Source organism: Synechococcus sp. 8F6 (assembly GCF_002252665.1).
Classification (GTDB): domain Bacteria; phylum Cyanobacteriota; class Cyanobacteriia; order PCC-6307; family Cyanobiaceae; genus Cyanobium_A.
The window spans coordinates 101,621-124,050 of the sequence record NZ_NQKZ01000006.1 but is presented as its reverse complement, the minus strand read 5'-3'; the positions used below and the strand labels follow the sequence as shown (position 1 = coordinate 124,050).

Annotated in this window: 21 protein-coding genes and 1 pseudogene; 6 read left to right on the top strand and 16 right to left on the bottom strand. The window is 66.3% G+C overall.

Annotated elements, in window-relative coordinates; translation table 11 throughout:
- Window positions 1-220: pseudogene (locus tag CJZ78_RS06580) on the bottom strand (photosystem II q(b) protein); the annotation flags it as partial.
- Between the two features lie 167 nt (window positions 221-387).
- Here CJZ78_RS06580 and cofG point away from each other — a divergent pair.
- Both cofG and CJZ78_RS06570 read left to right on the top strand, forming a co-directional pair.
- Window positions 388-1,434 carry a 7,8-didemethyl-8-hydroxy-5-deazariboflavin synthase subunit CofG gene (gene cofG / locus CJZ78_RS06575; protein ID WP_094560104.1) on the top strand — a complete coding sequence of 349 codons (1,047 nt, stop codon included), beginning with the start codon at window positions 388-390 and terminating at the stop codon, window positions 1,432-1,434.
- Window positions 1,425-3,011: a photosystem II high light acclimation radical SAM protein gene (locus tag CJZ78_RS06570; protein ID WP_094560103.1), complete on the top strand. Its 1,587-nt coding sequence runs from the start codon at window positions 1,425-1,427 to the stop codon at window positions 3,009-3,011. Before cofG ends, CJZ78_RS06570 begins: the two co-directional genes overlap by 10 nt.
- 18 nt (window positions 3,012-3,029) lie before the next feature.
- Here the strand turns inward: CJZ78_RS06570 and CJZ78_RS06565 are convergent, their stop codons facing one another.
- Genes CJZ78_RS06565 through CJZ78_RS06545 form a run of 5 tightly spaced genes read right to left on the bottom strand, consistent with a single transcriptional unit; the run spans window position 3,030 to window position 6,153 of the window.
- Entirely contained in the window at window positions 3,030-3,482 is a 453-nt protein-coding gene (locus CJZ78_RS06565) for a type II toxin-antitoxin system VapC family toxin (RefSeq protein ID WP_158217046.1), read from the bottom strand.
- Window positions 3,469-3,702, bottom strand: a complete 234-nt coding sequence (locus CJZ78_RS06560; RefSeq protein ID WP_094560101.1) for a hypothetical protein — start codon at window positions 3,700-3,702, stop codon at window positions 3,469-3,471. Before CJZ78_RS06560 ends, CJZ78_RS06565 begins: the two co-directional genes overlap by 14 nt.
- A 30-nt stretch (window positions 3,703-3,732) precedes the next feature.
- Window positions 3,733-4,542 (bottom strand): CPBP family intramembrane glutamic endopeptidase, encoded by an 810-nt coding sequence (locus CJZ78_RS06555; RefSeq protein WP_094560100.1) that lies wholly within the window; start codon window positions 4,540-4,542, stop codon window positions 3,733-3,735.
- Window positions 4,539-4,898, bottom strand: a complete 360-nt coding sequence (clpS, locus tag CJZ78_RS06550; RefSeq protein WP_094560099.1) for an ATP-dependent Clp protease adapter ClpS — start codon at window positions 4,896-4,898, stop codon at window positions 4,539-4,541. Before clpS ends, CJZ78_RS06555 begins: the two co-directional genes overlap by 4 nt.
- 28 nt (window positions 4,899-4,926) lie before the next feature.
- A complete protein-coding gene (locus tag CJZ78_RS06545) occupies window positions 4,927-6,153 on the bottom strand; it encodes an LL-diaminopimelate aminotransferase (RefSeq protein ID WP_094560098.1) in 1,227 nt (408 codons plus the stop codon).
- Window positions 6,154-6,257: 104 nt separating this feature from the next.
- On the opposite strand from CJZ78_RS06545, the gene CJZ78_RS06540 reads away from it, so the two are divergent.
- From CJZ78_RS06540 to CJZ78_RS06530, 3 genes are all read left to right on the top strand, one after another.
- Entirely contained in the window at window positions 6,258-8,918 is a 2,661-nt protein-coding gene (locus CJZ78_RS06540; RefSeq protein WP_094560097.1) for a TIGR03960 family B12-binding radical SAM protein, read from the top strand.
- Between the two features lie 424 nt (window positions 8,919-9,342).
- Window positions 9,343-11,391 carry an Rne/Rng family ribonuclease gene (locus tag CJZ78_RS06535; protein ID WP_094560096.1) on the top strand — a complete coding sequence of 683 codons (2,049 nt, stop codon included), beginning with the start codon at window positions 9,343-9,345 and terminating at the stop codon, window positions 11,389-11,391.
- Window positions 11,339-12,028 (top strand): ribonuclease HII, encoded by a 690-nt coding sequence (locus CJZ78_RS06530; protein WP_094560095.1) that lies wholly within the window; start codon window positions 11,339-11,341, stop codon window positions 12,026-12,028. The genes CJZ78_RS06535 and CJZ78_RS06530 overlap by 53 nt, the downstream gene beginning before the upstream one ends.
- Here CJZ78_RS06530 and CJZ78_RS06525 read toward each other — a convergent pair.
- Window positions 11,994-12,506: a DUF1997 domain-containing protein gene (locus CJZ78_RS06525; protein ID WP_094560094.1), complete on the bottom strand. Its 513-nt coding sequence runs from the start codon at window positions 12,504-12,506 to the stop codon at window positions 11,994-11,996. The genes CJZ78_RS06530 and CJZ78_RS06525 overlap by 35 nt on opposite strands.
- A 69-nt stretch (window positions 12,507-12,575) precedes the next feature.
- On the opposite strand from CJZ78_RS06525, the gene pheA reads away from it, so the two are divergent.
- Window positions 12,576-13,403: a prephenate dehydratase gene (gene pheA, locus CJZ78_RS06520; RefSeq protein WP_094560093.1), complete on the top strand. Its 828-nt coding sequence runs from the start codon at window positions 12,576-12,578 to the stop codon at window positions 13,401-13,403.
- Here pheA and CJZ78_RS06515 read toward each other — a convergent pair.
- From CJZ78_RS06515 to CJZ78_RS06475, 9 genes are all read right to left on the bottom strand, one after another.
- On the bottom strand, window positions 13,387-14,367 hold the full coding sequence (locus CJZ78_RS06515) for a methyltransferase domain-containing protein (protein ID WP_094560092.1): 981 nt from the start codon (window positions 14,365-14,367) through the stop codon (window positions 13,387-13,389). The genes pheA and CJZ78_RS06515 overlap by 17 nt on opposite strands.
- A 38-nt stretch (window positions 14,368-14,405) precedes the next feature.
- Window positions 14,406-15,053: an LON peptidase substrate-binding domain-containing protein gene (locus CJZ78_RS06510; RefSeq protein WP_094560091.1), complete on the bottom strand. Its 648-nt coding sequence runs from the start codon at window positions 15,051-15,053 to the stop codon at window positions 14,406-14,408.
- 102 nt (window positions 15,054-15,155) lie between these two features.
- Window positions 15,156-15,476 carry a 30S ribosomal protein S10 gene (gene rpsJ, locus CJZ78_RS06505; protein ID WP_006910513.1) on the bottom strand — a complete coding sequence of 107 codons (321 nt, stop codon included), beginning with the start codon at window positions 15,474-15,476 and terminating at the stop codon, window positions 15,156-15,158.
- Between the two features lie 130 nt (window positions 15,477-15,606).
- Window positions 15,607-16,836, bottom strand: coding sequence for an elongation factor Tu (gene tuf, locus CJZ78_RS06500; protein ID WP_094560090.1), 1,230 nt, complete (start codon window positions 16,834-16,836; stop codon window positions 15,607-15,609).
- Window positions 16,837-16,875: 39 nt separating this feature from the next.
- Window positions 16,876-18,951 carry an elongation factor G gene (gene fusA, locus CJZ78_RS06495; protein ID WP_094560089.1) on the bottom strand — a complete coding sequence of 692 codons (2,076 nt, stop codon included), beginning with the start codon at window positions 18,949-18,951 and terminating at the stop codon, window positions 16,876-16,878.
- 110 nt (window positions 18,952-19,061) lie between these two features.
- Entirely contained in the window at window positions 19,062-19,532 is a 471-nt protein-coding gene (rpsG, locus tag CJZ78_RS06490) for a 30S ribosomal protein S7 (RefSeq protein WP_094560088.1), read from the bottom strand.
- Between the two features lie 110 nt (window positions 19,533-19,642).
- Window positions 19,643-20,017 (bottom strand): 30S ribosomal protein S12, encoded by a 375-nt coding sequence (gene rpsL / locus CJZ78_RS06485; protein WP_094560087.1) that lies wholly within the window; start codon window positions 20,015-20,017, stop codon window positions 19,643-19,645.
- A gap of 65 nt (window positions 20,018-20,082) precedes the next feature.
- Entirely contained in the window at window positions 20,083-20,439 is a 357-nt protein-coding gene (locus tag CJZ78_RS06480) for an AIR synthase (RefSeq protein WP_094560086.1), read from the bottom strand.
- A 61-nt stretch (window positions 20,440-20,500) separates the two neighbouring features.
- Window positions 20,501-22,309, bottom strand: a complete 1,809-nt coding sequence (locus CJZ78_RS06475) for a phosphodiester glycosidase family protein (RefSeq protein ID WP_094560085.1) — start codon at window positions 22,307-22,309, stop codon at window positions 20,501-20,503.
- Between the last annotated feature and the right edge of the window lie 121 nt (window positions 22,310-22,430).

Here is a 22,430-nt window from a genome sequence, read left to right as displayed (position 1 = left end):
CGTACATCAGGGAGCCGGCGACGGGCTCACGGATGCCGTCGATGTCGACAGGGGGAGCGGCGATGAACGCCACGATGAAGCAGATGGTGGCAGCCAGGAGGCAGGGGATCATCAGCACACCGAACCAGCCCACATAGAGGCGGTTGTTGGTGGAGGTGACCCACTCGCAGAACTGGTTCCACGCAGAAGCGCCTTGGCGCTGCTGAATTGTGGTTGTCATGAGAACGAGAGAAGGGTGTTCCAGAGGAACGGGTATGGAAGGCGGGAATCCGATCTGCCGAAAGGGCAGCAGCGAAAACAGCCGGACGGAATCCCGTCGCTCGCAACTGTAACGGAAGATTGCGGTGATGGTGAGAGAGCCGCGGCCTGGATGCCGCAGGCCTGCTGATGACTCTGATCAGCGCAGCTGATGAGCCGGGAGTTCTGAGGTCGGCGGCACGGCCGATTACGTGGAGCCCGAGCGTCACCCTGGTGCCCACCCGGTTTTGCTTCAACGCCTGCGGCTACTGCAGTTTTCGGCGCCCGCCCGACCCCGCAGGCCCCCTTGCGGACAACCTCGCTGATGCCCTTAGCGATGCCGCCGCCCAGGCCCTTCTGGTGGCTCGGCCCGAGGCGACGGAGGTGTTGCTGCTCAGCGGCGAGGTGGCGCCCCATGCGACCGAGCGGCGTGCCTGGTTTGAGCGGTTGCTGGCCCTCAGCCGGTTGGCGTGGGCGCAGGGGAGATTGCCGCATACCAATGCTGGCCCCCTGTCGCTGGCGGAGATGGCCGCCCTGGGTCGCCTCAACGCCTCGATGGGATTGATGCTGGAGGGCCTCGGCCCCGCCTACGACGCCTTGCACCGGTACGCCCCCAGCAAACGGCTGGCCGTGCGCCTCGGCCAATTGGAACAGGCTGGCCGCCTGGGGATTCCCTTCACCACCGGGCTGCTGCTCGGGGTGGGCGAGAGCCACGCCGACCGCCGCGCGGGGTTAGAGCGGCTAGCCCACCTGCAGCAACGCTGGGGACATCTGCAGGAGGTGATCCTGCAGCCCTTTCGGCCCGACGGTGCCGCAGCCGAATTGCTCACCGCTGCTGAGCAGGCCGACCTGCTCGTCACCATCGCGGAGGCCCGAGCGATCCTGCCGCCGGAGGTGCATCTGCAACTGCCCCCCAACCTCTGGCCTCTGGAGGCCCTGCCCGATGCACTGGCCGCCGGCATCGACGATCTCGGCGGGATCGACAGCAGCGATGTGATCAACCGCGCCTTTCCCCAGCCCACCCCGGCATGGTTGGCGGCTGTGCTGGAGCGCGCCGGTTTCAGCCTGGTGCCGAGGTTGTGCGTGCACCCTGCCTGGCGCCACTGGCTGCCGCCGGCCCTGCAGCGCCAGGCCCACCGCACCGAAGCACACTTGTTAGCGTCCAGCTCCTCCGGACCCACGAGTCCATGGCCGTGAGCGCCACGCGCGATCAGCGAGTGCTGCTGGTGCGCCTGCCCTGCAACCCCATCTTCCCGATCGGCCCGGTGTACCTGGCCGATCACATCCACAAGCAGTTTCCGGCGATTCCGCAGCGGATTCTCGATCTGGCCGCCGTGCCGCTGCTGGATGTGGAGCGGGTGCTGCTGGCCACGGTGGAGCAGTTCCGCCCCAGCCTGCTGGTGTTCTCCTGGCGCGACATCCAGATCTATGCGCCGGTGGACGGGCGCGGCGGCAATCCGCTGCAGAACTCCTTTGAGGTGTTCTATGCCGCCAATCCCCTCAAGCGCCTGCGCGGTGCCCTCGGCGGCCTGCGCCTGATGGGCTCTTTTTATGGCGAGCTGTGGCGCAACCTGCGCCTGGTGCGCCGTGGTCTGAAGCGGGCCCGGCGCTACCAGCCCCAGGCCACGGCTGTGCTCGGCGGGGGCGCCGTGAGTGTGTTTTATGAGCAGTTGGGTCGCCGGTTGCCCAAGGGCACGGTGGTTTCGGTGGGGGAAGGGGAGCCGCTGCTGGAGAAGCTGATCCGCGGCGACTCTCTGGCGGGGGAGCGCTGCTTTGTGGTGGGTGAAGAGCCCCGGCCGGGGCTGATCCACGAGCAACCGGCGGGCATGGAGAAAACTGCCTGCAACTACGCCTACATCGCCGAGATCTGGCCCCAGTTGGATTGGTATCTCGACGGTGGCGACTTCTACGTGGGCGTGCAGACCAAGCGCGGCTGCCCCCACAACTGTTGCTACTGCGTCTACACGGTGGTGGAAGGCAAGGCGGTGCGGGTGAACCCGGTGGAGGAGGTGATCGCCGAGATGGCCCAGCTCTACGCCAAAGGGGTGCGGGGCTTCTGGTTCACCGATGCCCAGTTCATCCCGGCGCGGCGTTACATCGAGGATGCCAAGCAGCTGCTGCGCGCGATTCAGGCCCAGGGCTGGGATGACATCCGCTGGGCCGCCTACATCCGCGCCGACAACCTCGATGCCGAGCTGGCCGAGCTGATGGTGGCCACGGGCATGGAGTATTTCGAGATCGGCATCACCTCAGGATCCCAGGAGCTCGTGCGCAAGATGCGCATGGGGTACAACCTGCGCACTGTTTTAGAGAGCTGTCGGATGCTGGCGCGGGCGGGCTTTCGTGAGCACGTGTCGGTGAACTATTCGTTCAACGTGATCGACGAGCGGCCCGAAACGATCCGCCAGACTGTGGCTTATCACCGCGAGCTCGAGCGCATCTTCGGGGCCGACAAGGTGGAGCCGGCGATCTTCTTCATCGGCCTGCAGCCCCACACGCATTTGGAGCAATACGGCTTCGATCAGGGCCTGATCCAGCCGGGCTACAACCCGATGAGCATGATGCCGTGGAACGCCCGCAAGATGCTCTGGAATCCCGAGCCGATGGGTAGCACCTTCGGCCGCATCTGCCTCGAGGCTTTCGACACCAACCCCGGCGACTTCGGCCGCACGGTGATGGCGCTGCTGGAGCGCGACTACGGGCTGGCCCCCCTGGAGGAAGCGCTGCATGCGCCGGTGGAGGGGCGGCGGGCGCTGGCTACGGCTGTGCGTTGAAGCGGGTGGCTGCGTTGATTACGCGATGGGCAGGGCCCAAGCGTTGAGATCGATCGCCAGATCGCTTGGAGCTCCCAGATTGTTGAGGCGTTGCAGGAGCCGTTGATCGGCGGTGATCAGGGGTGCTTGCCGACGTTCGGCCAAGGCCAGATAAAGGCAGTCGTAGGCAGGGTGGTCGAGGATTGTGCACCAGCGCCAGGCGGCCTCCAGAAGCTCTCCACTGGGCACGATGGCTCCCAGGAGCTGGGGCGTGTGGGTGGCCATCGCCTCAAACTGCTCGGTGGTGATCACTCCGGCGCGGTGGCTTTTCCAGCCGGCATTGAGCAGCTCGATCAGCACCAGATCGGGCGCCAGCCGTTGCTCCACGGTGGTGGCTTCCAACAACGCAAGAGCAGGAGCGGTGGTGCGGCAGTTGGCAAACCAGCCAAACAGCACCGATGCATCCAAAACCAAGGCCTTAGCGCTGCTCACGGCCCTCACGAATCAGCTCTGCTACGTCGAGCTCCCGTCCAGTGGCTGGGGTTTGGCTGCGTAGCCGGGCCAGGTCGTCCAGCAGTTGGGCGGGCTCGGCGGCTGCTTGGCGCAGGATGTCGCGCAGGGATTGCTCGAGGGAGAGCCCGCGTCGCTTGGCTTGCTGCCGTAGCCGTTCCACCAGCTGATCGTCGAGCTGACGAATCAACACCTGGGCCATGGCTCTGATTGATAGCGTCTTTGATAGCAATTATGGCAGGGGTTGGGCCCACCAGTGCCGCCGCGCCCAGAGCAGGGCCGCCAGGCCGATCCAGCCGATTAGACCACCGATCGGGTTGATGTCGGCGCCGCCGGGCCCCACCCACCAGCCGGGTGCGGCCGGGGAGATCTGCAGCAGCCCCTTCTGCACCAGAAACCAGCCCCCCACCAGGCCGCCATGCAGGCCGATGGCGCCCCAGAGGGAGCCGCCATCGGCGCGGCGCTGCAGGGCCAGTACCAACCCCAGCAGGATCAGTCCCCCCAGCAGACCCACCGCCTCCAGACCCGGAGCGCGGTACCAGGGGTGCAGCAGGGCGAAGATCAGCGCCTGCAGCAGCAGTGCCCGGCGGGCCCCCACCTGCAACTCCAGCTCACCCCAGAGCCAGCCGCGAAACAGCAGCTCTTCGGCAAATCCGACCCCCACAAGCAACAGCAGCCCGTTGATCAGCAGGGCGCTGTTGAGCTCCCCGAGCCACTGGGCCTGGCCCGCCAGCACCAGGGCCGCCGCCACCAGCAGCAACAGCACCAGCGCTTTGAGTAGGCCGCGCACTCCACTGCGCAGGGCTAATGCCAACGGCACCGCCAGCCCCAGACGCTGCCAGGGTTGGGGGTCTTGCCACACGCGCCGCAGCCGCAGCGGCAGCGTCAGCAGCAGCAGCAACAGCGAGACGGCGAGCCCGGCGAGGTCCACCTGATCGGTGCGCCAGCTGGGGGCGAGCAGCAGCAGGGGGCGACTGGCCAGCCAGCCCAGCCCGTACAAAACGGGCACATAGAGCAGCGTGCCCCACCAATGGGGCTTCATTCCTCGGGCTCGATCGTGCTGGTGAGGCCCTTGGCCTTGAGGCTCTCGCAGTAGAACTCAGCCGGTTCGATGTCACACACGATCACCAGGCCCACGCCGGTGTTGTGGGCCTCGAGCATCACAGCGATGGCGTCCTGCTCGCTCAGGCTGGGCACCACCTGCCGCAGGGTGGACACCACGTATTCCATCGAGTTCACTGGATCGTTGTGCAGCAGCACCTTGTAGCGCCGCTGGGGCTGGCGCACCCGTTCTGGAGCCTTCTCCAGCACGGCGGCGCCGCCGCTTTCGCGGCTGGGGGTCTGGGTGGCGATGGGTGGGTCGCTAGCTAAGGGCTGGTCGCTGGCTACGGAGGTCATGGCCGCTGGTGTCATGACGACGGCTCCATTAAAGGGCCCGAATGCGCCGCATGGCGTCTTCCACATTGGCGCGGCTGTTGAAGGCCGAGAGGCGGAAGTAGCCCTCGCCGGCGGCGCCGAAGCCGCTGCCGGGAGTGCCCACCACGTTGGCTTTGTTGAGCAGCAGATCGAAGAAGCCCCAGGAATCGACTCCATCCGGTGTCTTCAGCCACACGTAGGGGGCCTGCTCGCCGCCATACACCTGCAGGCCAGCTTCACTGAGCTCGCGGCGGATGATCGCGGCATTCTCCATGTAGAAGGCGATCAGAGCCTTCACCTGGGCTTGGCCCTCAGCCGAATACACGGCTTCGGCACCGCGCTGCACGATGTAGCTCACGCCGTTGAACTTGGTGCACTGGCGGCGGTTCCACAGGCCCCACAGCTCCACGCGCTCGCCATGGGCGGCGGTGCCCATCAGGCCGCGGGGCACCACGGTGAGGGCGCAGCGGGTGCCGGTGAAGCCGGCGTTTTTGGAGAAGGAGCGGAATTCGATGGCGCACTCGCGGGCGCCCTCGATCTCGTAGATCGAGTGAGGCAGGGAGGGGTCCTGAATGAAGGCCTCGTAGGCCGCGTCAAACAGGATCAGGGCGTCGTTGGCGCGGGCGTAATCCACCCAGGCCTTCAGCTGCTCTTTGGTGGCCACCGCACCGGTGGGGTTGTTGGGGAAGCAGAGGTAGATCAGATCCACCTTCTCCGTCGGGACCTGGGCGGTGAAGCCGTTCTCGGCATGGATCGGCAGGTAGGTGAGGCCGCCGTATTGGCCAGCGTCATCGGCGTCGCCGGTGCGGCCCGCCATCACGTTGCTGTCCACATACACCGGATACACCGGGTCGGTCACGGCGATGCGGTTGTCCGAGCCGAGGATGTCGAGGACGTTGGCGCTGTCGCACTTGGAGCCATCCGACACGAAGATCTCCTCGGCGCTGATCTGGCAGCCGCGGGCCTGAAAATCGTTGGTGGCGATCGCTTCACGCAGCCACAGGTAGCCCTGCTCGGGGCCGTAGCCGTGGAAGCCCTCGCGGGTGCCCATCTCATCGATGGCGGCCTTCATGGCAGTGCGGCAGGCCTCGGGCAGCGGCTCGGTGACATCGCCGATGCCCAGGCGGATGATCGGCGCGCTGGGGTGGGCCTCGCTGAAGGCCTTCACCCGCCGGGCGATCTCGGGAAACAGGTAGCCCGCCTTGAGCTTGAGGTAGTTGCCGTTGACCTGGGCCATTGCTGCGGTGTGGGCCGCCGCCGGGCCCGTTGAACGTTGGGGCGATTGTCCTATGCGGCGGTGGCCTCCATACGATCAAGGCTGCACCCCAGCCGCCAGCGCCCGTGACCGTCGCCGTTCCCGTCGACGCACCCGTCGATTTCGCCGCTCTGGTCGACCTGGGCATCAGCAAGCCGGCTCGCTACCTAGGCAATGAGCTGGGGGTGCAACCCCGTGATTGGGAGGCCGACTGGCCCTCAGCCGGGGTGCGCTGGGCGCTCACCTACCCCGAGGTCTACGAGGTGGGTGCCAGCAACAGCGGCCACATCATTCTCTATTCGATCCTCAATGCCGTTCCCGGCCAGCTGTGCGATCGCAGCTACCTGCCGGCGCCGGATCTGGCCGCCCGCCTGCGCGAACGCGGCGCGCCCCTGTTTGCAGTGGAGAGCCGCCGGCCTTTGGCGGCCTTCGACATCCTCGGCTTCTCGCTCAGCTACGAGCTGGGCGGCACCAACATCCTGGAGATGCTGGAGCTCGCCGGCATCCCCATCCGGGCGGACGCCCGCGGCGACCTGCCCCTGGCTCATCCGCATGCGCCACCGCTGATCTTTGCCGGCGGGCCCACCGCCACCAGCAACCCCGAGCCCTTCGCCGCCTTCTTCGACTTTGTGGCTCTTGGCGACGGTGAGGAGCTGCTGCCGGAGATCGGCCTGGTGGTGGCTGAAGCCCGGGCTGCCGGTCTGGGCCGCCGAGCGCTGCTGCGGGATCTGGCCCAGGTGCCGGGGGTCTACGTGCCCAGCCTCTACGGCCCCGGGCCCGATGGGGTGAGCCTCGAGCCGCTCGAACCAGGCGCCCCGGCTCGGGTGCAGCGGCGCACCGCCACGCCCATGCCCCACTACGCCATGGGCCTGGTGCCCCACATCGAAACCGTGCACGACCGGCTCACGGTGGAGATCCGCCGCGGTTGCACCCGCGGTTGCCGCTTCTGCCAGCCCGGCATGCTCACCCGCCCCGCCCGCGACGTGGAGCCCGAGGCGGTGGTGGAAGCGGTGGACGAGGGCATGCGCCGCACCGGCTACAGCGACTTCTCGCTGCTGTCGCTGAGCTGCTCCGACTACCTGGCCCTGCCGGCGGTGGGCGTCGAGCTGCGCAACCGGCTAGCCGACAAGAACGTGAGCCTCACCCTGCCCAGCCAGCGAGTGGATCGCTTCGACGCCAACATCGCCCACATCATTGGTGGGGCGCGCAAGGGCGGGCTCACCTTTGCGCCGGAGGCCGGCAGCCAGCGCTTGCGCGACATCGTCAACAAGGGGCTCACCGATGCCGAGCTGCTGGCCGGCATTCGCACGGCCATGGAGAACGGCTACCGCAAGGTCAAGCTCTATTTCATGATCGGCCTGCCGGGGGAAACCGACGCCGACGTGCTCGGCATCGCCGACACCTGTCAGGCCCTGCAGCGGCAATGCGCGGATCTGGGCAGGCTGGAGCTCAATCTGACGATCAGCAATTTCACGCCCAAGCCCCACACGCCGTTCCAGTGGCACAGCGTCAGCACCGAGGAGTTTCGGCGCCGTCAGGAGTTGTTGCGCCGGGCCCTGCGTCAGCTGCGCGGCCTCAAAACCAACTTCACTGATGTGCGCCTTTCGGCGGTGGAAGATTTTGTGGGTCGCGGCGACCGGCGCCTCGCCGCGGTGATTGAGGCGGCCTGGCGGGCTGGGGCGGGGCTGGATGCCTGGTTTGAATCGGCCGAGCGCAGCTACGCCGCCTGGACCGGCGCGATCGAGGCTGCCGGCCTGGGTGGCCGCTACCGCCAGCTGGAGCTCGGCGCCTGGAGTGCGGCTGAGGCGATGGAGACGGCGGATCTGGAGGCCTTCTGCCGCCAGAGCCTGCCGTGGGACCACATCGATTCCGGCCTCGACAAGCGCTGGCTGGCCGAAGATCTGCAGCGGGCCCTGGCCGCGGCGGTGCTGCCCGACTGTTCTTTCGAGGGATGCAGCAGTTGCGGCGTGTGTGGTCCGGAGCTTGGCCACAACGTGGTGATTCCGCCGCCGGCGATTCCGGTCGCGCTGCCCCAGCGCGCCCCGGCCAGCGAGCGGGTGGACCGGCTGCGGATCGGTTTCACCAAAACCGGCTCCCTAGCCCTGATTAGCCACCTCGACACCCTGCGGATGCTGGAGCGGGCCCTGCGCCGTTCGGGGTTGCCGGTGAGCTTCACCGGTGGCTTCCATCCCCTGCCGCGTCTGCAGTTGGCCCTGCCATTGCCCCTGGGGGTGGAGGGGGATGGGGAGTGGCTCGACCTGGAGTTCACGCAAGCGGTGGATCCCGCAGTGGTGCGGGAGCAGCTGCAACCGCAGCTTCCCTCCGAATTCCAGCTGCTCTCGGCGGCCCGGGTCCCTGTGTTTGGGGTGAGCTTGTCCCAGGAGCTGGAGGCCGCCCAGTGGAGCTTCGTGCTCCAGCCCGAGGCGGGAGAGGGCGTAACGCCGGAGCAGTGGCAGCAGGCGCGCGCCACGCTGCTGGCTGCCGAGAGCTTGATCTGGCACGACACGGATAAAAAAGGCCGCCCCCGCAGCCGGGACTGCCGTCCCTTTCTGTTGGAGCTGCAAATGACGTCAGCAATAGACGGCGCTCAACGGTGCAGCTTGCGGGCGGCGATCGATGCCTCGGGCCGCAGTCTGCGGCCCGAGCAGGTGCAGCACTGGATCGCTGAGCGCCTGGGCCAATCCCTGACCCTGACAGCCCTGCGCCGCCAGGCCTTGCTCCTGAAGCCCGTGCTAATTTCGTCTTAAGGCGAATAGCTCGTTGAATCCGACGTTTCTCGGATGCCAACTGCTGCCGGTAGCCAGGTTCGCTGGTTTCACCGCCCCCGGGCAACCCTGCCCCAGTCTTCGCCCCACCGCTTTCAAGAAGTTCCTCTCCTGAAAGTTGTTCCGCGGCAGTTGATGCGCGGCTGATTCAGAACAGCATTTTCGCAGCAACGCCCCCGGGCTGTCCGGTTCCTCCGACATCTCGGTTGCTTCAGGCCATTTCAGTTCAGGCCGCTTGATTTGAAGGGCTGATCACAGCCCTACTGCATTTTTTATCCGCATTGCTTCATCCGGGATCGGCTGAGCCCTATCCGGTTCCGCCTCGTCCAGCCTCAGATCTGCTTCAGCCAGATCCTTTCACTGCTTTCCCCCCTGGTCGGGCCCATCGGGCCCTTTCCCTTTCCCTATGCCCCAGCAGATCGTCATTGCCGAGCAACTGCGGATCGCCGCGGTTCTCAACGACGAACGTGTTGATGAACTGGTGGTGGCCCAGGGCCGCTATCAGATCGGAGATGTGTACCTCGGCACCGTTGAAAACGTGTTGCCGGGTATCGATGCTGCCTTCGTCAACATCGGCGAAAGCGAGAAAAATGGTTTTATTCATGTCACCGATTTAGGCCCCTTGCGGCTGCGCAAGGGTGCCGCTGGCATCACCGAGCTGCTGGAGCCCCGCCAGAAGGTGCTCGTGCAGGTGATGAAGGAGCCCACGGGTACCAAGGGCCCCCGGCTCACCGGCAACCTCGCCCTGCCCGGGCGTTTTCTGGTGCTGCAGCCCCAGGGCCAGGGCGTCAACATCTCCCGCCGGATCAACGGCGAAAACGAACGCAACCGTCTGCGGGCCCTCGGGGTGCTGATCAAGCCGCCCGGGGCGGGTCTGTTGATCCGCACCGAAGCCGAGGGGGTCAGTGAAGAGCTGCTGATCGACGACCTCGAAACCCTGCTGCGCCAGTGGGAGGGCATCCAGACCGCTGCCGAGAGTGCCAACCCACCGGTGCTGCTCAACCGCGACGAAGACTTCGTGCATCGCGTGCTGCGCGATCTCTACAGCCCGGAGTTGGTGCGGGTCGTGGTCGACACCCCCGAAGCGGTTGCTCGGGCCAATGCCTTCCTGGGCTCCGACCACACCAACGTGCTGGTGGAGGCCCACACCGAGTCGTCGGAGATCCTCGAGCATTTCAAGGTCAACGCCGCCATTCGTGATGCCCTCAAGCCGCGGGTGGATCTGCCGTCCGGCGGCTACGTGATCATCGAGCCCACCGAGGCGCTCACCGTCATCGACGTCAACTCCGGGTCGTTCACCCGCTCCGCCAATTCCCGCGAGACGGTGCTCTGGACCAACTGTGAGGCGGCCGTGGAGATCGCCCGCCAGCTCAAGCTCCGCAACATTGGCGGCGTGGTGATCATCGACTTCATCGATATGGAGTCGCGCCGCGATCAGCTGCAGCTGCTGGAGCACTTCACCCAGGCCGTGCGCGATGACGCCGCCCGGCCGCAGATCGCCCAGCTCACCGAGCTCGGTCTGGTGGAGCTCACCCGCAAGCGCCAGGGCCAGAACATCTACGAGCTGTTCGGGCGTGCTTGCCCCAGCTGCGGTGGCTTGGGCCATGTGGCCGTGTTGCCCGGCAAGGACACCCTCCAGCCCCTGGCGACCCTCACCGGCCTGGTGCGCTCAGCGGCATCGGCCCGGGCTGAGGTGCTCAGCCCTGGCACCCCCGAGGCCGGTTCTGGCCGCCGCCGCCGCGGTGGTCGTGGCGGCCGTGGTGGCGCCGAATTGCCGGAAGCCACTAGCGCGCCGGATGGCTTCGAGACCCCCGTTGTCGTTGAGGTCCCACGGGCCAGTGCCGCTGCCAGCACGGAGCCAGCACCGCGCCGCTTCGACCACGAGCTGGTGGCCGTGCCGATGGATGCCGACCAGGAATTGGTGTTTGGCTGGATGGGCCTCAACCCCGCCCTGCTGCTGGAGCAGCCCCCCGCCGGCGACAACGTCGTGGTGCGGGTGGTGCGTCCCGGCGTCGATGCGGACGCGGTGCTCGAGGAAGCCCGTCAGCAGTTGGCGGCGAGTGGTTCCCGTCGCCGGCGGGGGCGGGGTGGTCGGGGCGGTGGCTCCGCGACGTCCGACTTCCAGGCAGGTGAAGCCCCATCCAACGGCACGGGTCAGCAGCTGAGCAGCTCGGCAGCGGCTCCTCCAGCTCCGGTCGAGATCACGCCCCTGCCTGAACTCAGCGAACCGGAAACGGTGGTAACGGTGTCGGTGCCCAGCACCACCAGCATTGCCCCTCCGGAGGTGGAGGTGCCGGCCCGCCGCGGACGCACCCGCAGTTCGGTGGCAGCCTCAGCTGCCAAGACGATCGCCAAGACCGGGGCCACCTCCACTGCCGTTGCGGTTGTGGAGCCAGAGCTGGATGACTCCGGGGAACCCCGCCGCCGCCGCCGCCGCTCCTCGGCCTCCAGCTGAGTTGGCCTTGCCGGATCCCTGGCAAGGCCGGGATCCGGCCGCCTGTGCTGGGGTGGATGAGGTGGGACGTGGTTGCCTGTTTGGCCCGGTTTTTGCCGCTGCCGTGGTCCTTCCCGCTGCCGCCCTGGCCCCCTTGGGCGAGCTGGGCCTCACCGACAGCAAGAAACTCACCGCCCGTCGCCGTGCGGCGATGGTGCCGGCCATCGAGCAGTGGGCGGCGGCTTGGGCCCTTGGCCAGGCGTCGGCGGCGGAGATCGATCGCCATGGCATCCGGCTGGCGACTGAGCGGGCCATGCACCGTGCCCTGCAGAAGCTGCCCCGCTCGCCCGCATTGGTGATCGTCGATGGGGTGTTGCCCCTGCGGGGCTGGCGCGGCGAGCAAACCACCCTGGTGCGCGGCGACAGCCACTGCTTGGCGATTGCGGCGGCCAGCGTGCTGGCCAAGCAGGCCCGCGACAGCCTGATCACCGCCCTGGCTCAGCGCTACCCCGGCTACGGACTGGAGCGCCATGCCGGCTATGGCACGGCCCAGCACCTTGCGGCGCTGGCGCAATGGGGACCCACCCCGCTGCACCGCCTCAGCTTTCTGGGTCGGCTGACGCTCAGTGCTCCTGGCACCAGTCCTGAAAGTCGCTGAGCAGCTGCTGGCCCACCCGGCCCTTGATGCCCAGCAGGATGCCCGCCAGCAGCGAACGGCCCGTGGCCTCCAGCACCTTGGCTGGGATCAGTTTCAACAGGGGCGGTTGGCTCACCGCCACCGCGAGCGTGGCTTCGCCTTCCAATCCACGGGCTCCCGCCGCCAGCCAGGAGCCCAGGGTGAGCTGGAAATCGTCCACCAGCCCAAGCCCCTCCAGTTCGCAATCGGTGGCCTCCAGCACGATCCGCCCTGGCTCCAGACTGGTGCGCAGGTCCACCAAAGGCTGGATCTGCAGTTGGAACACCTGCAGCTGGGTGACCGTATAGCGGTAGCGGCCGGGCCCGATGGGCTCGAGCTGGCTCGGGTCGAGTAGGGCCTTCACGACGCGGTCCTGATCCTGCAGGTAGGAGGCCAGCCGTTCGGGCTGGACGCTTACGTCAAGTTGCAGTTGCTGACTGGCGCTGAAGGCCAGGGGCATGGCCTGCGGGCCGGCGCGGCATGATCCTATCGGCCCTCCGTCGGGGGCTTTCCTCGGTTTCTGGAAACGATGCGTTTTGCCTTCCTCGGCCCGGCCGGCACCTACGGCGAGCAGGCAACCCGGCAATTGGCGGAGCTCGAGGGCATCGCCAACCCTGAGCTGGTGCCCCAACTCGGGATTCGGGCCGTGGTGCAGGCCCTGGCCCAGGGCAGTTGTGACGCCGCCGTGGTGCCGGTGGAAAACTCGGTGGAGGGAGGCGTGACCGCCTGTCTGGATGCGCTCTGGGAGCATCCGGATCTCACGGTGGCCCGTGCCCTGGTGCTGCCGATCCGCCACGCCCTGCTGGGCAGTGGTCCGATTGAGGGGGTCAGTGAGGTGCTCTCCCACCCCCAGGCCCTTGCTCAGTGCAGCCAGTGGCTCTCGGAGCACTTGCCCCAGGCCCTGCAGCTGCCCACCAGTTCCACCGCCGAAGCCGCCCGCATGGTGGCCGGCAGCCGCTTCCGGGCGGCGGTGGCCTCACGGCAGGCCGCTGCGGAGCACGGGCTGCAGGAGCTGGCTTACCCGATCAATGATGTAGCCGGCAATTGCACCCGCTTCCTGCTGCTGCGCCGGGGCGCGCGCGACGCCGAGGGGCCCATGGCCAGCCTCGCCTTCTCGCTCCACTCCAACCAGCCCGGGGCCCTGCTCGAGGCACTGGGCTGTTTTGCCCAGCGCGGGCTGAACATGAGCCGCATCGAATCGCGGCCGTCGAAACGGGAGATGGGTGAATACATCTTTTTCGTCGACCTGGAACTGTCCGAGGGCTCCACGCCCCTTGAGGCGGCCCTGGCCGAGTTGGGCCCCCTTTGTGAGCACCTGGCCCTGTTCGGTGCTTACCCGATCACCAACCTGGCTTGACGCCGCGGAACACGCCGAACTGCATCAGCCCAGTGGCAAAGGCCCAGTGCATCAGCAGGATCGTGGGGGTTTCCCGCAGGCCCTGCAGCACCGCTCCAGGCCCCAGCCCGAGGATGGCCCCAGGCCGCCGCACCCCTTCGGCGATCGAGTCGATCCAGGAGGGCAGGGTGGCCCGGGTCCAGTCATCGGTGTCCACAGCCATCCCGCCGGCGTAGCGACTCTGTTCAAGGTGCTGGCGGAGGCCGCGGATGCTGGCGAATTCGGGATGGGCCCACTGCTCCAGCAACTGGCGCATCACCCAGCGCTCCCGGCGGGTCATGGCGCCATCGGCGGGGTCGCGCCGGTTCCAGTCGGCCACGGCCAGGAGGCCGCCGGGTTTGACCACCCGCAGCAGCTCATCGGCGTAGCGCTGCTTGTCGGGCATGTGGGGGCAGGCCTCCACGCTCCACACCGCGTCGACGCTGGCGTCGGCCACCTCCAGGGCCAGGGCATCCATCACCGCGAAGCGGCAGCTGAGGCCGGCTGGCGTAAGCGCCTGGGCCCGGGCGATCTGGGCAGGGCTGATGCTGATGCCCAACACGTTGAGGCCGTAATCGCGGGCCAGGATGCGGGCGCTGCCGCCGATGCCGCAGCCCACATCGAGCACCGTCGACCCGGCGGGCAGCCGGTCCAGGCCGCTCCAGCGCACCAATTCATGCACGAAGGTCTCCTTCGCGGCGCGGAAGTCCTGGTGCCCGCTTGGGGCTCGCCCGGAGTTGAGGTAGTGGCCCAGGTGGATGTGGTCACCCCAGAGGCGTTCCAGCAGCTGGTCATTGGTCCAGCGGTCGTAGGCGTCGGCCACGCTGGCGCTGGATTCATAGCGGCGCCTGCGCTGCAGCCAAAAGCGGGTGGCCACGGCGATGGCCGCGGCAAGGAGCGCTCCAGCCCCGATGGTGGCGGCCAGGGGCCAGCTGAGGAGGGTCATGAAACCGCTTACTGGGGCTGGGATTACTTGGGCTGTGATTACTGAGGCTGGAACGTGTCCTTGAGCACGGTGCGGGCGGCCAATTGCCGGCGGGTCTGATCGAGCAGCTCATACTCCTGGCGCAACCGCTCGCCGGTGTCGGTGATTTCCAGGAGAGCCTGCTGGTGGTCGGCCACGGGGCCACCCAGGTGGGCGCCGATCCAAAAGGACAGTTCCCGGGGCAGTTCGGGCAGGTCGTTGGGCAGGCTGGCGGGTTTGCCGATCAGCTTGCCCGTGAGCTCCACCACGTCCCGCAGGGCCTGACCGACCATGCCAGCCAGTTCATCCAGCTCGGCAGGGCCGGCTTCGGGGTCATCTTCAATCCAGCTCACCAGACCCACCCGAAAGGGTGCCTCGCGCACAATGTCGAGCACGCGAAAGCGCTGCTGACCCATGGTCACGATGTTGCTGCGGTCGTCATCCTGGGTTTGGCAGTGCAGGATCTCAGCACAGCAGCCCACTTCGGCCATGGTTTGGGTCTGGGGATCCCAGCGCACCACCCCAAAACGCTGGTCACCGGCCATCACCGTGCGCAGCAGCATGCGGTAACGGGGCTCAAAAATGTGCAGTGGCAGCACTTCCTGGGGGAAGAGCACCACGTCGGGTAGGGGAAACAGTGGCAGCTCCCGTACGGCCAGTTCACCCATGGCTTGATCAGGAGGTGCCTAGCCATCCTAGAAAAAATGCCCCCGCCACGCGCTGGCGTGACAGGGGCAAAGAACCTGGAGGCTCGAACCCTGATCCGTGGATCAGAGCTTGACTTCGATGTCGACGCCGCTGGGCAGATCCAGCTTCATCAGCGCGTCGATCGTTTTCGCCGAAGGGCTGTAGATGTCGATGATGCGCCGGTGGGTGCGGGTTTCGAAGTGCTCGCGGGAGTCCTTGTCGACGTGGGGCGAGCGCAGCACGCAGTAGATCTTGCGCTTGGTGGGCAGGGGGATGGGGCCGATGGCAGTGGCAGCGGTGTGATCGGCGGTTTCGATGATTTTTTCGCAGGAGAGATCCAGCATGCGGCGATCAAACGCCTTCAGGCGAATGCGGATCTTCTGCTGAGCAATGGCGGTGGACATGGGAGATCAGACTCGGAACGGTCGTCAAGGGGCTCAAGCCTGGCCAGCCGGAGGGCTGATGGAGCTGGATTGTCGAGGTGCTGGTAAGGGGTGAGCCCGGTGGACCCACCCCATGAAACTTACCTCAGGCTCAGGCGATGATCTTGGAGACCACGCCGGCACCGATGGTGCGGCCGCCTTCACGGATGGCGAAGCGCATGCCCTGCTCGATGGCCACTGGGCAGATCAGCTCGCCGGTCATCTTGATGCGATCACCGGGCATCACCATTTCCACGTTCGCACCGTCGTCGGAGGTGAAGGCCGTGATCTGGCCGGTCACGTCGGTCGTACGGATGTAGAACTGCGGGCGATAGCCAGCGAAGAAGGGGGTGTGGCGGCCGCCTTCTTCCTTCTTCAGCACATACACCTCACCCTCAAACTTGGTGTGGGGGGTGATGGAGCCGGGCTTGACCAGCACCATGCCGCGCTCGATGTCTTCCTTCTGCACACCGCGCAGCAGCAGGCCCACGTTGTCCCCGGCCATGCCCTCGTCGAGGAGCTTGCGGAACATTTCCACGCCGGTGACGGTGGTTTCGCGGGTGTCCCTGATCCCCACGATCTGCACGGTCTCGCCGACCTTCACCTTGCCGCGCTCGATCCGACCGGTGGCCACGGTGCCACGACCGGTGATCGAGAAGACGTCTTCGATGGCCATCAGGAACGGCTTGTCGATTTCGCGCTCGGGCTCGGGGATCGACTCATCGACCGCATCCATCAGGTCGAGGATTTTGTCGACCCACTCGTCGGCGCCACGCTCAGCCTTGTTGCCAGCCTGGATGTACTCCAGAGCCTTCAGGGCTGAACCAGCCACCACGGGGATGTCATCGCCGGGGAAGTCGTAGCTGCTGAGCAGTTCACGCATCTCCAGTTCGACGAGCTCGAGGATCTCCTCGTCGTCGACCATGTCCTTCTTGTTGAGGAACACCACCAGTGCGGGCACGCCCACCTGCTTGGCCAGCAGAATGTGCTCCTTGGTCTGGGCCATCGGGCCGTCGGTGGCGGCCACCACCAGGATGGCGCCGTCCATCTGGGCAGCACCGGTGATCATGTTCTTCACGTAGTCCGCGTGGCCGGGGCAGTCCACGTGGGCATAGTGACGCTTGCCGGTTTCGTATTCAACGTGCGCGGTGTTGATGGTGATCCCCCGCTCTTTCTCTTCAGGGGCACCATCGATTTCGTCGTAGGCCTGGGCCTTGGCCATGCCTTGGGATGCCAGCACGTTGGTGATGGCAGCCGTCAGGGTGGTTTTGCCATGGTCAACGTGGCCAATGGTGCCGATGTTGACGTGGGGCTTGTTCCTTTCGAACTTCTCGCGTGCCATGAGTGGAAAGAATCGGGGGGTTAACGGGTAGAGGAGAGATCAGGAATTGCCCTGATTCTTGGAGATGATGGCCTCAGCCACATTGCGAGGAACTTCCTCGTAATGGCTGAACTCCATCGAGAAAATACCCCGACCCTGGGTCATGGATCGGAGCTGGGTGGCATAGCCGAACATCTCGGCCAGGGGCACTTTCGACTGGACCTTGGACTGCCCATTGTCAATGGACTGCCCTTCGACCTGGCCGCGACGGGATGAGAGGTCGCCGATGACCGATCCAAGGAAATCCTCGGGGATCTCGACCTCCACCTTCATCATCGGCTCAAGAAGTACAGGATTGCACTTCTTGACGGCGTCTTTGAAGGCCATGGATCCAGCGATCTTAAACGCCATCTCCGAAGAGTCGACGTCGTGATAGGAGCCGTCGACCATGGTCGCCCTGACGTCGATCATGGGGAAACCTGCAATCACGCCGGATTGGCAGGTCTCCTTCATGCCGGCTTCGGCGGGGCCGATGTACTCCTTGGGAACGATGCCGCCAACAATCTTGTTGACGAATTCAAACCCTGAACCCGGCTCGCCGGGTGTCATTTCGATCACCACGTGGCCGTATTGGCCCTTGCCACCGGTTTGGCGAGCAAATTTGCCTTCGCCTTTGGAGCTGGAGCGAATGGTTTCGCGATACGACACCTGGGGGGCGCCGATGTTCGCTTCCACCTTGAATTCGCGCAGCATCCGGTCCACCAGGATTTCCAGGTGGAGTTCGCCCATGCCGGCAATCACGGTCTGGCTGGTTTCCGGATCGGTGGAGACCCGGAAGGTGGGGTCTTCCTCCGACAGGGACTGGAGTGCCTTGGAGAGCTTCTCCATGTCGCCCTTGGTTTTCGGCTCCACGGCCACCGAGATCACTGGCTCGGGGATGTAGAGCGATTCGAGAATGATCGGATCGGACTCGACGCAGAGGGTGTCGCCTGTGGTGGTGTCCTTGAGGCCCAGCACGGCACCCAGGTCGCCGGCGCGCAGCTCATCCACCTCTTCCCGGTCATCGGCCTTAAGCAGAATCAGGCGGGAGATGCGCTCTTTCTTGTCTTTGGTGGAGTTGAGCACGTAGCTGCCCTTGTTGAGCACGCCCGAATACATGCGCACAAAGGTGAGTTTCCCGTACGGGTCGGCCATCACCTTGAAGGCCAGGGCGCTGAAGGGGGCGCTGTCGTCGCAGGGGCGGTTTGACTCGGTGCCATCAGGCAGCAGGCCGGTGATCGGCGGCACGTCCACAGGAGCGGGCAGGTAGTCGACGACGGCGTCGAGCACCAGCTGCACGCCCTTGTTCTTGAAGGCCGAGCCGCACACCATCGGCACCATGCCGTGATGAATGGTGGCGCTGCGGATGCCCTTGATCAGCTGCTCCTCTGTGAGCTCGCCGTTTTCGAGGAAAGCATCAATTAGTGTTTCGTCGGATTCGGCGACCGATTCCATCAGCTTGAGGCGCCATTCCTGGGCCTCGTCCTTCATGTCAGCCGGAATCTCGCTTTCGATGATGTCGGTGCCGAGATCATTCGTGTAGATGATCGCCTTGTTACGCACCAGGTCGATGATCCCTTTCAGCTCACCTTCGGCGCCGATCGGCAGTTGGATCGGGGCAGCATTGGCCTTCAGGCGATCTTTGATCTGCTCGTAGACCTTCAGGAAGTTGGCACCGGTGCGGTCCATCTTGTTGACGAACACGATCCGAGGCACGTTGTAGCGATCAGCTTGGCGCCACACGGTTTCTGACTGGGGCTGGACGCCACCGACGGCACAGAACACGGCGACCACGCCGTCCAGCACCCGCATTGAGCGCTCCACTTCGATCGTGAAGTCGACGTGCCCGGGGGTGTCGATAATGTTGATGCGGTTGTCTTTCCAGCTGGTGGAAATGGCCGCAGCAGTAATGGTGATGCCGCGCTCGCGCTCCTGCTCCATCCAGTCGGTGACAGCGGCGCCGTCGTGCACCTCGCCCATCTTGTGCACCACGCCTGAATAGAACAGAATCCGTTCAGTTGTGGTGGTCTTGCCAGCATCAATGTGCGCGGCAATACCGATATTTCTAACGCGTTCCAGTGGAAAGGCGCGGGCCACGGGGCAAGTCTCCGAGAGGTCTACAAAACGAGGGCGTTACTCTACAGACTGGGTCTGCAGTAGCTGAAGCCGCCCAGGACTTCAGCCGCTTGAAGGGCAACTGAAGGGAATCAGTAGCGGTAGTGGGCGAAGGCCTTGTTGGCTTCGGCCATCTTGTGGGTTTCTTCCCGCTTGCGAACGGCACTGCCGGCTTCATTGGCCGCATCCATCAGCTCACCGGCCAATTTCTGGGCCATGCTGCGCCCGTTGCGGGCCCGGGAGAAGTTGACCAACCAGCGCAGGGCCATGGCGGTGCCGCGCTCTTGGCGTACTTCCATCGGCACCTGATAGGTGGCGCCACCCACGCGTCGGGCCCGCACTTCCACCAGGGGCGTGGCGTTGCGGACGGCGGTTTCGAACAGCTCAAGCGGATCAGAGCCCGTGCGGTCGTTGATCAGCGAAAACGCGTCTGAGAGGATGCGCTGGGCGGTGGATTTTTTGCCGTGTTTCATCAGCCGGGCCACGATCATCGAGGCCAGGCGGCTGTTGAACTGAGGGTCGGGAAGCACGGGGCGCTTCTCGGCGGCATTGCGGCGAGACATGGTCGACCGGAGCGGGAAGGACGAGGGTGGAATGGACCAGGGACCCAGGCGGGTGCCTGGTAGGCAGTTGGCAGCGATTCAGCGGCTTGACCGGCTGAATCAACGTCAACTCAGGCTTTCGGCGTCTTGGCGCCGTACTTGGAACGGGACTGGCGGCGATCCTTCACGCCAGCCGTGTCCAGGGTGCCCCGAATGATGTGGTACCGCACGCCGGGCAGATCCTTGACGCGACCTCCCCGGATCAGCACCACAGAGTGCTCCTGGAGGTTGTGGCCGATGCCGGGGATGTAGGCCGTCACCTCGAAGCCGGAGGTGAGGCGCACGCGAGCCACCTTGCGAAGGGCCGAGTTCGGCTTCTTCGGAGTGGAGGTGTACACGCGGGTGCAGACACCACGGCGCTCGGGGCAAGAGCGCAGGGCAGGCGACTTTGTCTTTCGGGAAAGACTCTGGCGCTCAGTACGGATCAGCTGTTGAATGGTGGGCATCGAGGGCCGGGATCTGGTCGGAGAACATTGGTCGGACGTCCGACCGATTTCGACAATCCGTCACCTTACTGGGTCGCCTGTCGGCTCGCCCCTCCCCGGCTGAATGCAGTGCCACAGGCGCAGCTCACCACGCCCTCGCCGGGGCGCACCAAAAAGCCTCCTCCGCTGATGTCGCCGCGATAGTCGAGGCTCAAACCCGTGAGCAGGGTGAGCTGCTCCGGCGGGGCGTAGAGGGTGATGCCATCGGCGCGGGCGATCGGCGTTCCCGCCAGTTGGCCGGGTCGCAGCCGGATGGCCCAACGCTCGCAGCTGCCCTCCACCAGGTCGAGGTGCATCATCCCGGGGGTGCCGGCCACGGCAGCTTGCCGCCCCAGCTCAGCCGCGGCGGCGGCGGTCACGCGCAGGCTGTGACCCTTGGGCATGGCGGGCTCGGGAGATGGTCGGCCCTCCACTTTGGCAGGACTCGCCAGCTCCACAGCCGTTTCATGGCACCAGTCCCACGCCGTTATGCACCGAGCCGGCCACGCCTCTGCCCTTCACCTGCAGCGAGCCTCCCAGCACAAGGCCGGTGGAGCTGCCGCCATCGAGGTTGAGGGCATGGCGCAGTCCCAATTGCTGCAACAGGGCGGCCGTTTCTCCCAGTGAGGGCCCGCTGTCCTGGGTGCCTTCCATGGTGATCAACCACACCTGCCGGTCGTCGCTGGCCAGCACGGTGCGCGGCGCCCCTTGGCTGAGGAAGGAGCTGCTGAAGTTCTCGGCGGCGCCATTGAGCACAATGCGCCCGTCCAGGAGCAGCAAGGGGCCGCCCCCGATTACGTGGGGTGCCAGGCCCAGGGTGTTGCTCGGGCGGCTCTCGAGCTGGAGTCGCTCGCCCGGCCCCCAGGGCAGTTCTGCGCCGCCGCGAGCCACCAGCAACAGGTCATCGCCCCGCAGGAGCACGCCGGCGTCCAGCTCGGCGGGGCCAAGCCGCTGCCGCACGCTGCCCGCCTGGATCAGCAGGCCCGTTTCCGAGCCGCTCAGGGCCTTGTAGCTCGACCCCCAGTCGGCGGTGTAGCGGCTGATGCCGCGCTGCACGTAGCCGCTGTTCACCACCACGATCGGCAGCCGCTGGCCGCCCGGGCCAACGATCCATTCGCTCAACTGCAAACGACCGAATTGGGGCAGGCTGCGCTCTCCCCAGGCCGCCACGCCCCGGTTCAGGATGGGGCCGGACAGCCAGCGGCCGTTGTCCTTCAGGGCACCGAGGGGCAGGCGCCGCACCCGGTTGAAGTAGCCGCCGTTGATGGCCACCCAGGCCTGTTGCTGGTTGGCGAGCTGCACCAGCGAACTGAGCCCTTCCATCCCTCCGGGCCTGGCCAGGGGCCGGAGCTGCAGGGGTGCGGTGCGGGGATCGATGCGGACCGCATTGATGCGCACCCCCTGGCGAATCAGCCGATCCCACTGCACCTCCTTGCCGAGCAAGGCCTGCAGGCGGGGATCAATCGGAGCGGCGGGGCTGGCTGAGGCGCCGCTGGCCTCAACGGGCCACTCGATCACCACCCGGGCCGGATCCCCCAGGCTGAACACACGGCCCAACTTGCCCTTGGCGGGCTTGAGGCTCAGGCCTGCGGCGGCCTGCTGGCCCAGCAGGCCCAGGCCCTGAAGCTGCACCTGCTGCTCATTCCGGCTGGTGAGATCGACCCTCAGCCCGCAGGCGTCGCCCTCCAGCACGGCCGGACCACTGAGATCGAGGACGACGCGTCGGATGTTTCCCGGAGTGGAGCTGCGCACCTGCAGGAGCTGGGGCTTGGCCAGCTCGAGGCTGAGCAGGTTGCCGTCCTGCCGCATGGCCACCCCGAGGGCGCGAAACATCGGGCTGACCTCGATGGCCACCTCGTCGTCGAGGCTGCGCTGGGCGCTGGCAGCCACCTGGAGCCCTTGGCCGAACCACTCCAGATCGAGGGAGCCATCGCTGCGGCTGCGGCTGGTGACCCCCAGCTGGTTCTCAAGCACCTCCAGCGGAATCCAGAGCTGTGTCGGGCGGTCCCCGGATGGCCCAACCCAAAGCCAACGGGCCGTTTGGGTGCGGCCGTTGATGCGCAGGCTGCTGGCCTGCCGCTGCTGGCCTGTTTCGGGGCGGGGGGCACGGTTGGCGCCTGGGAGCCTGGCTGGAGCCGCAGGTGTCGCTGGCGTTGTGGCAGGAGGTGGAGGCGGCGGCGGGGGTGGAGGCGGCACCGCCAGGGGGATGGCCCGGCTGGCCGCCGGTAGCAGGAGAGCCAGGAGCCAGGGAGCCAGCGAAGCTGCGGAAGCCATGGCCCACCCAGCCGTCAGCGCAGAACGCTAGCCCTCTTCGCCGTTGGGGCGCCCAGGGCAGGGGGGTGTACATCCCTAGGATCGGACGTTCTGCTGTTGCAGGCACCTCCGGGTGTGCTGC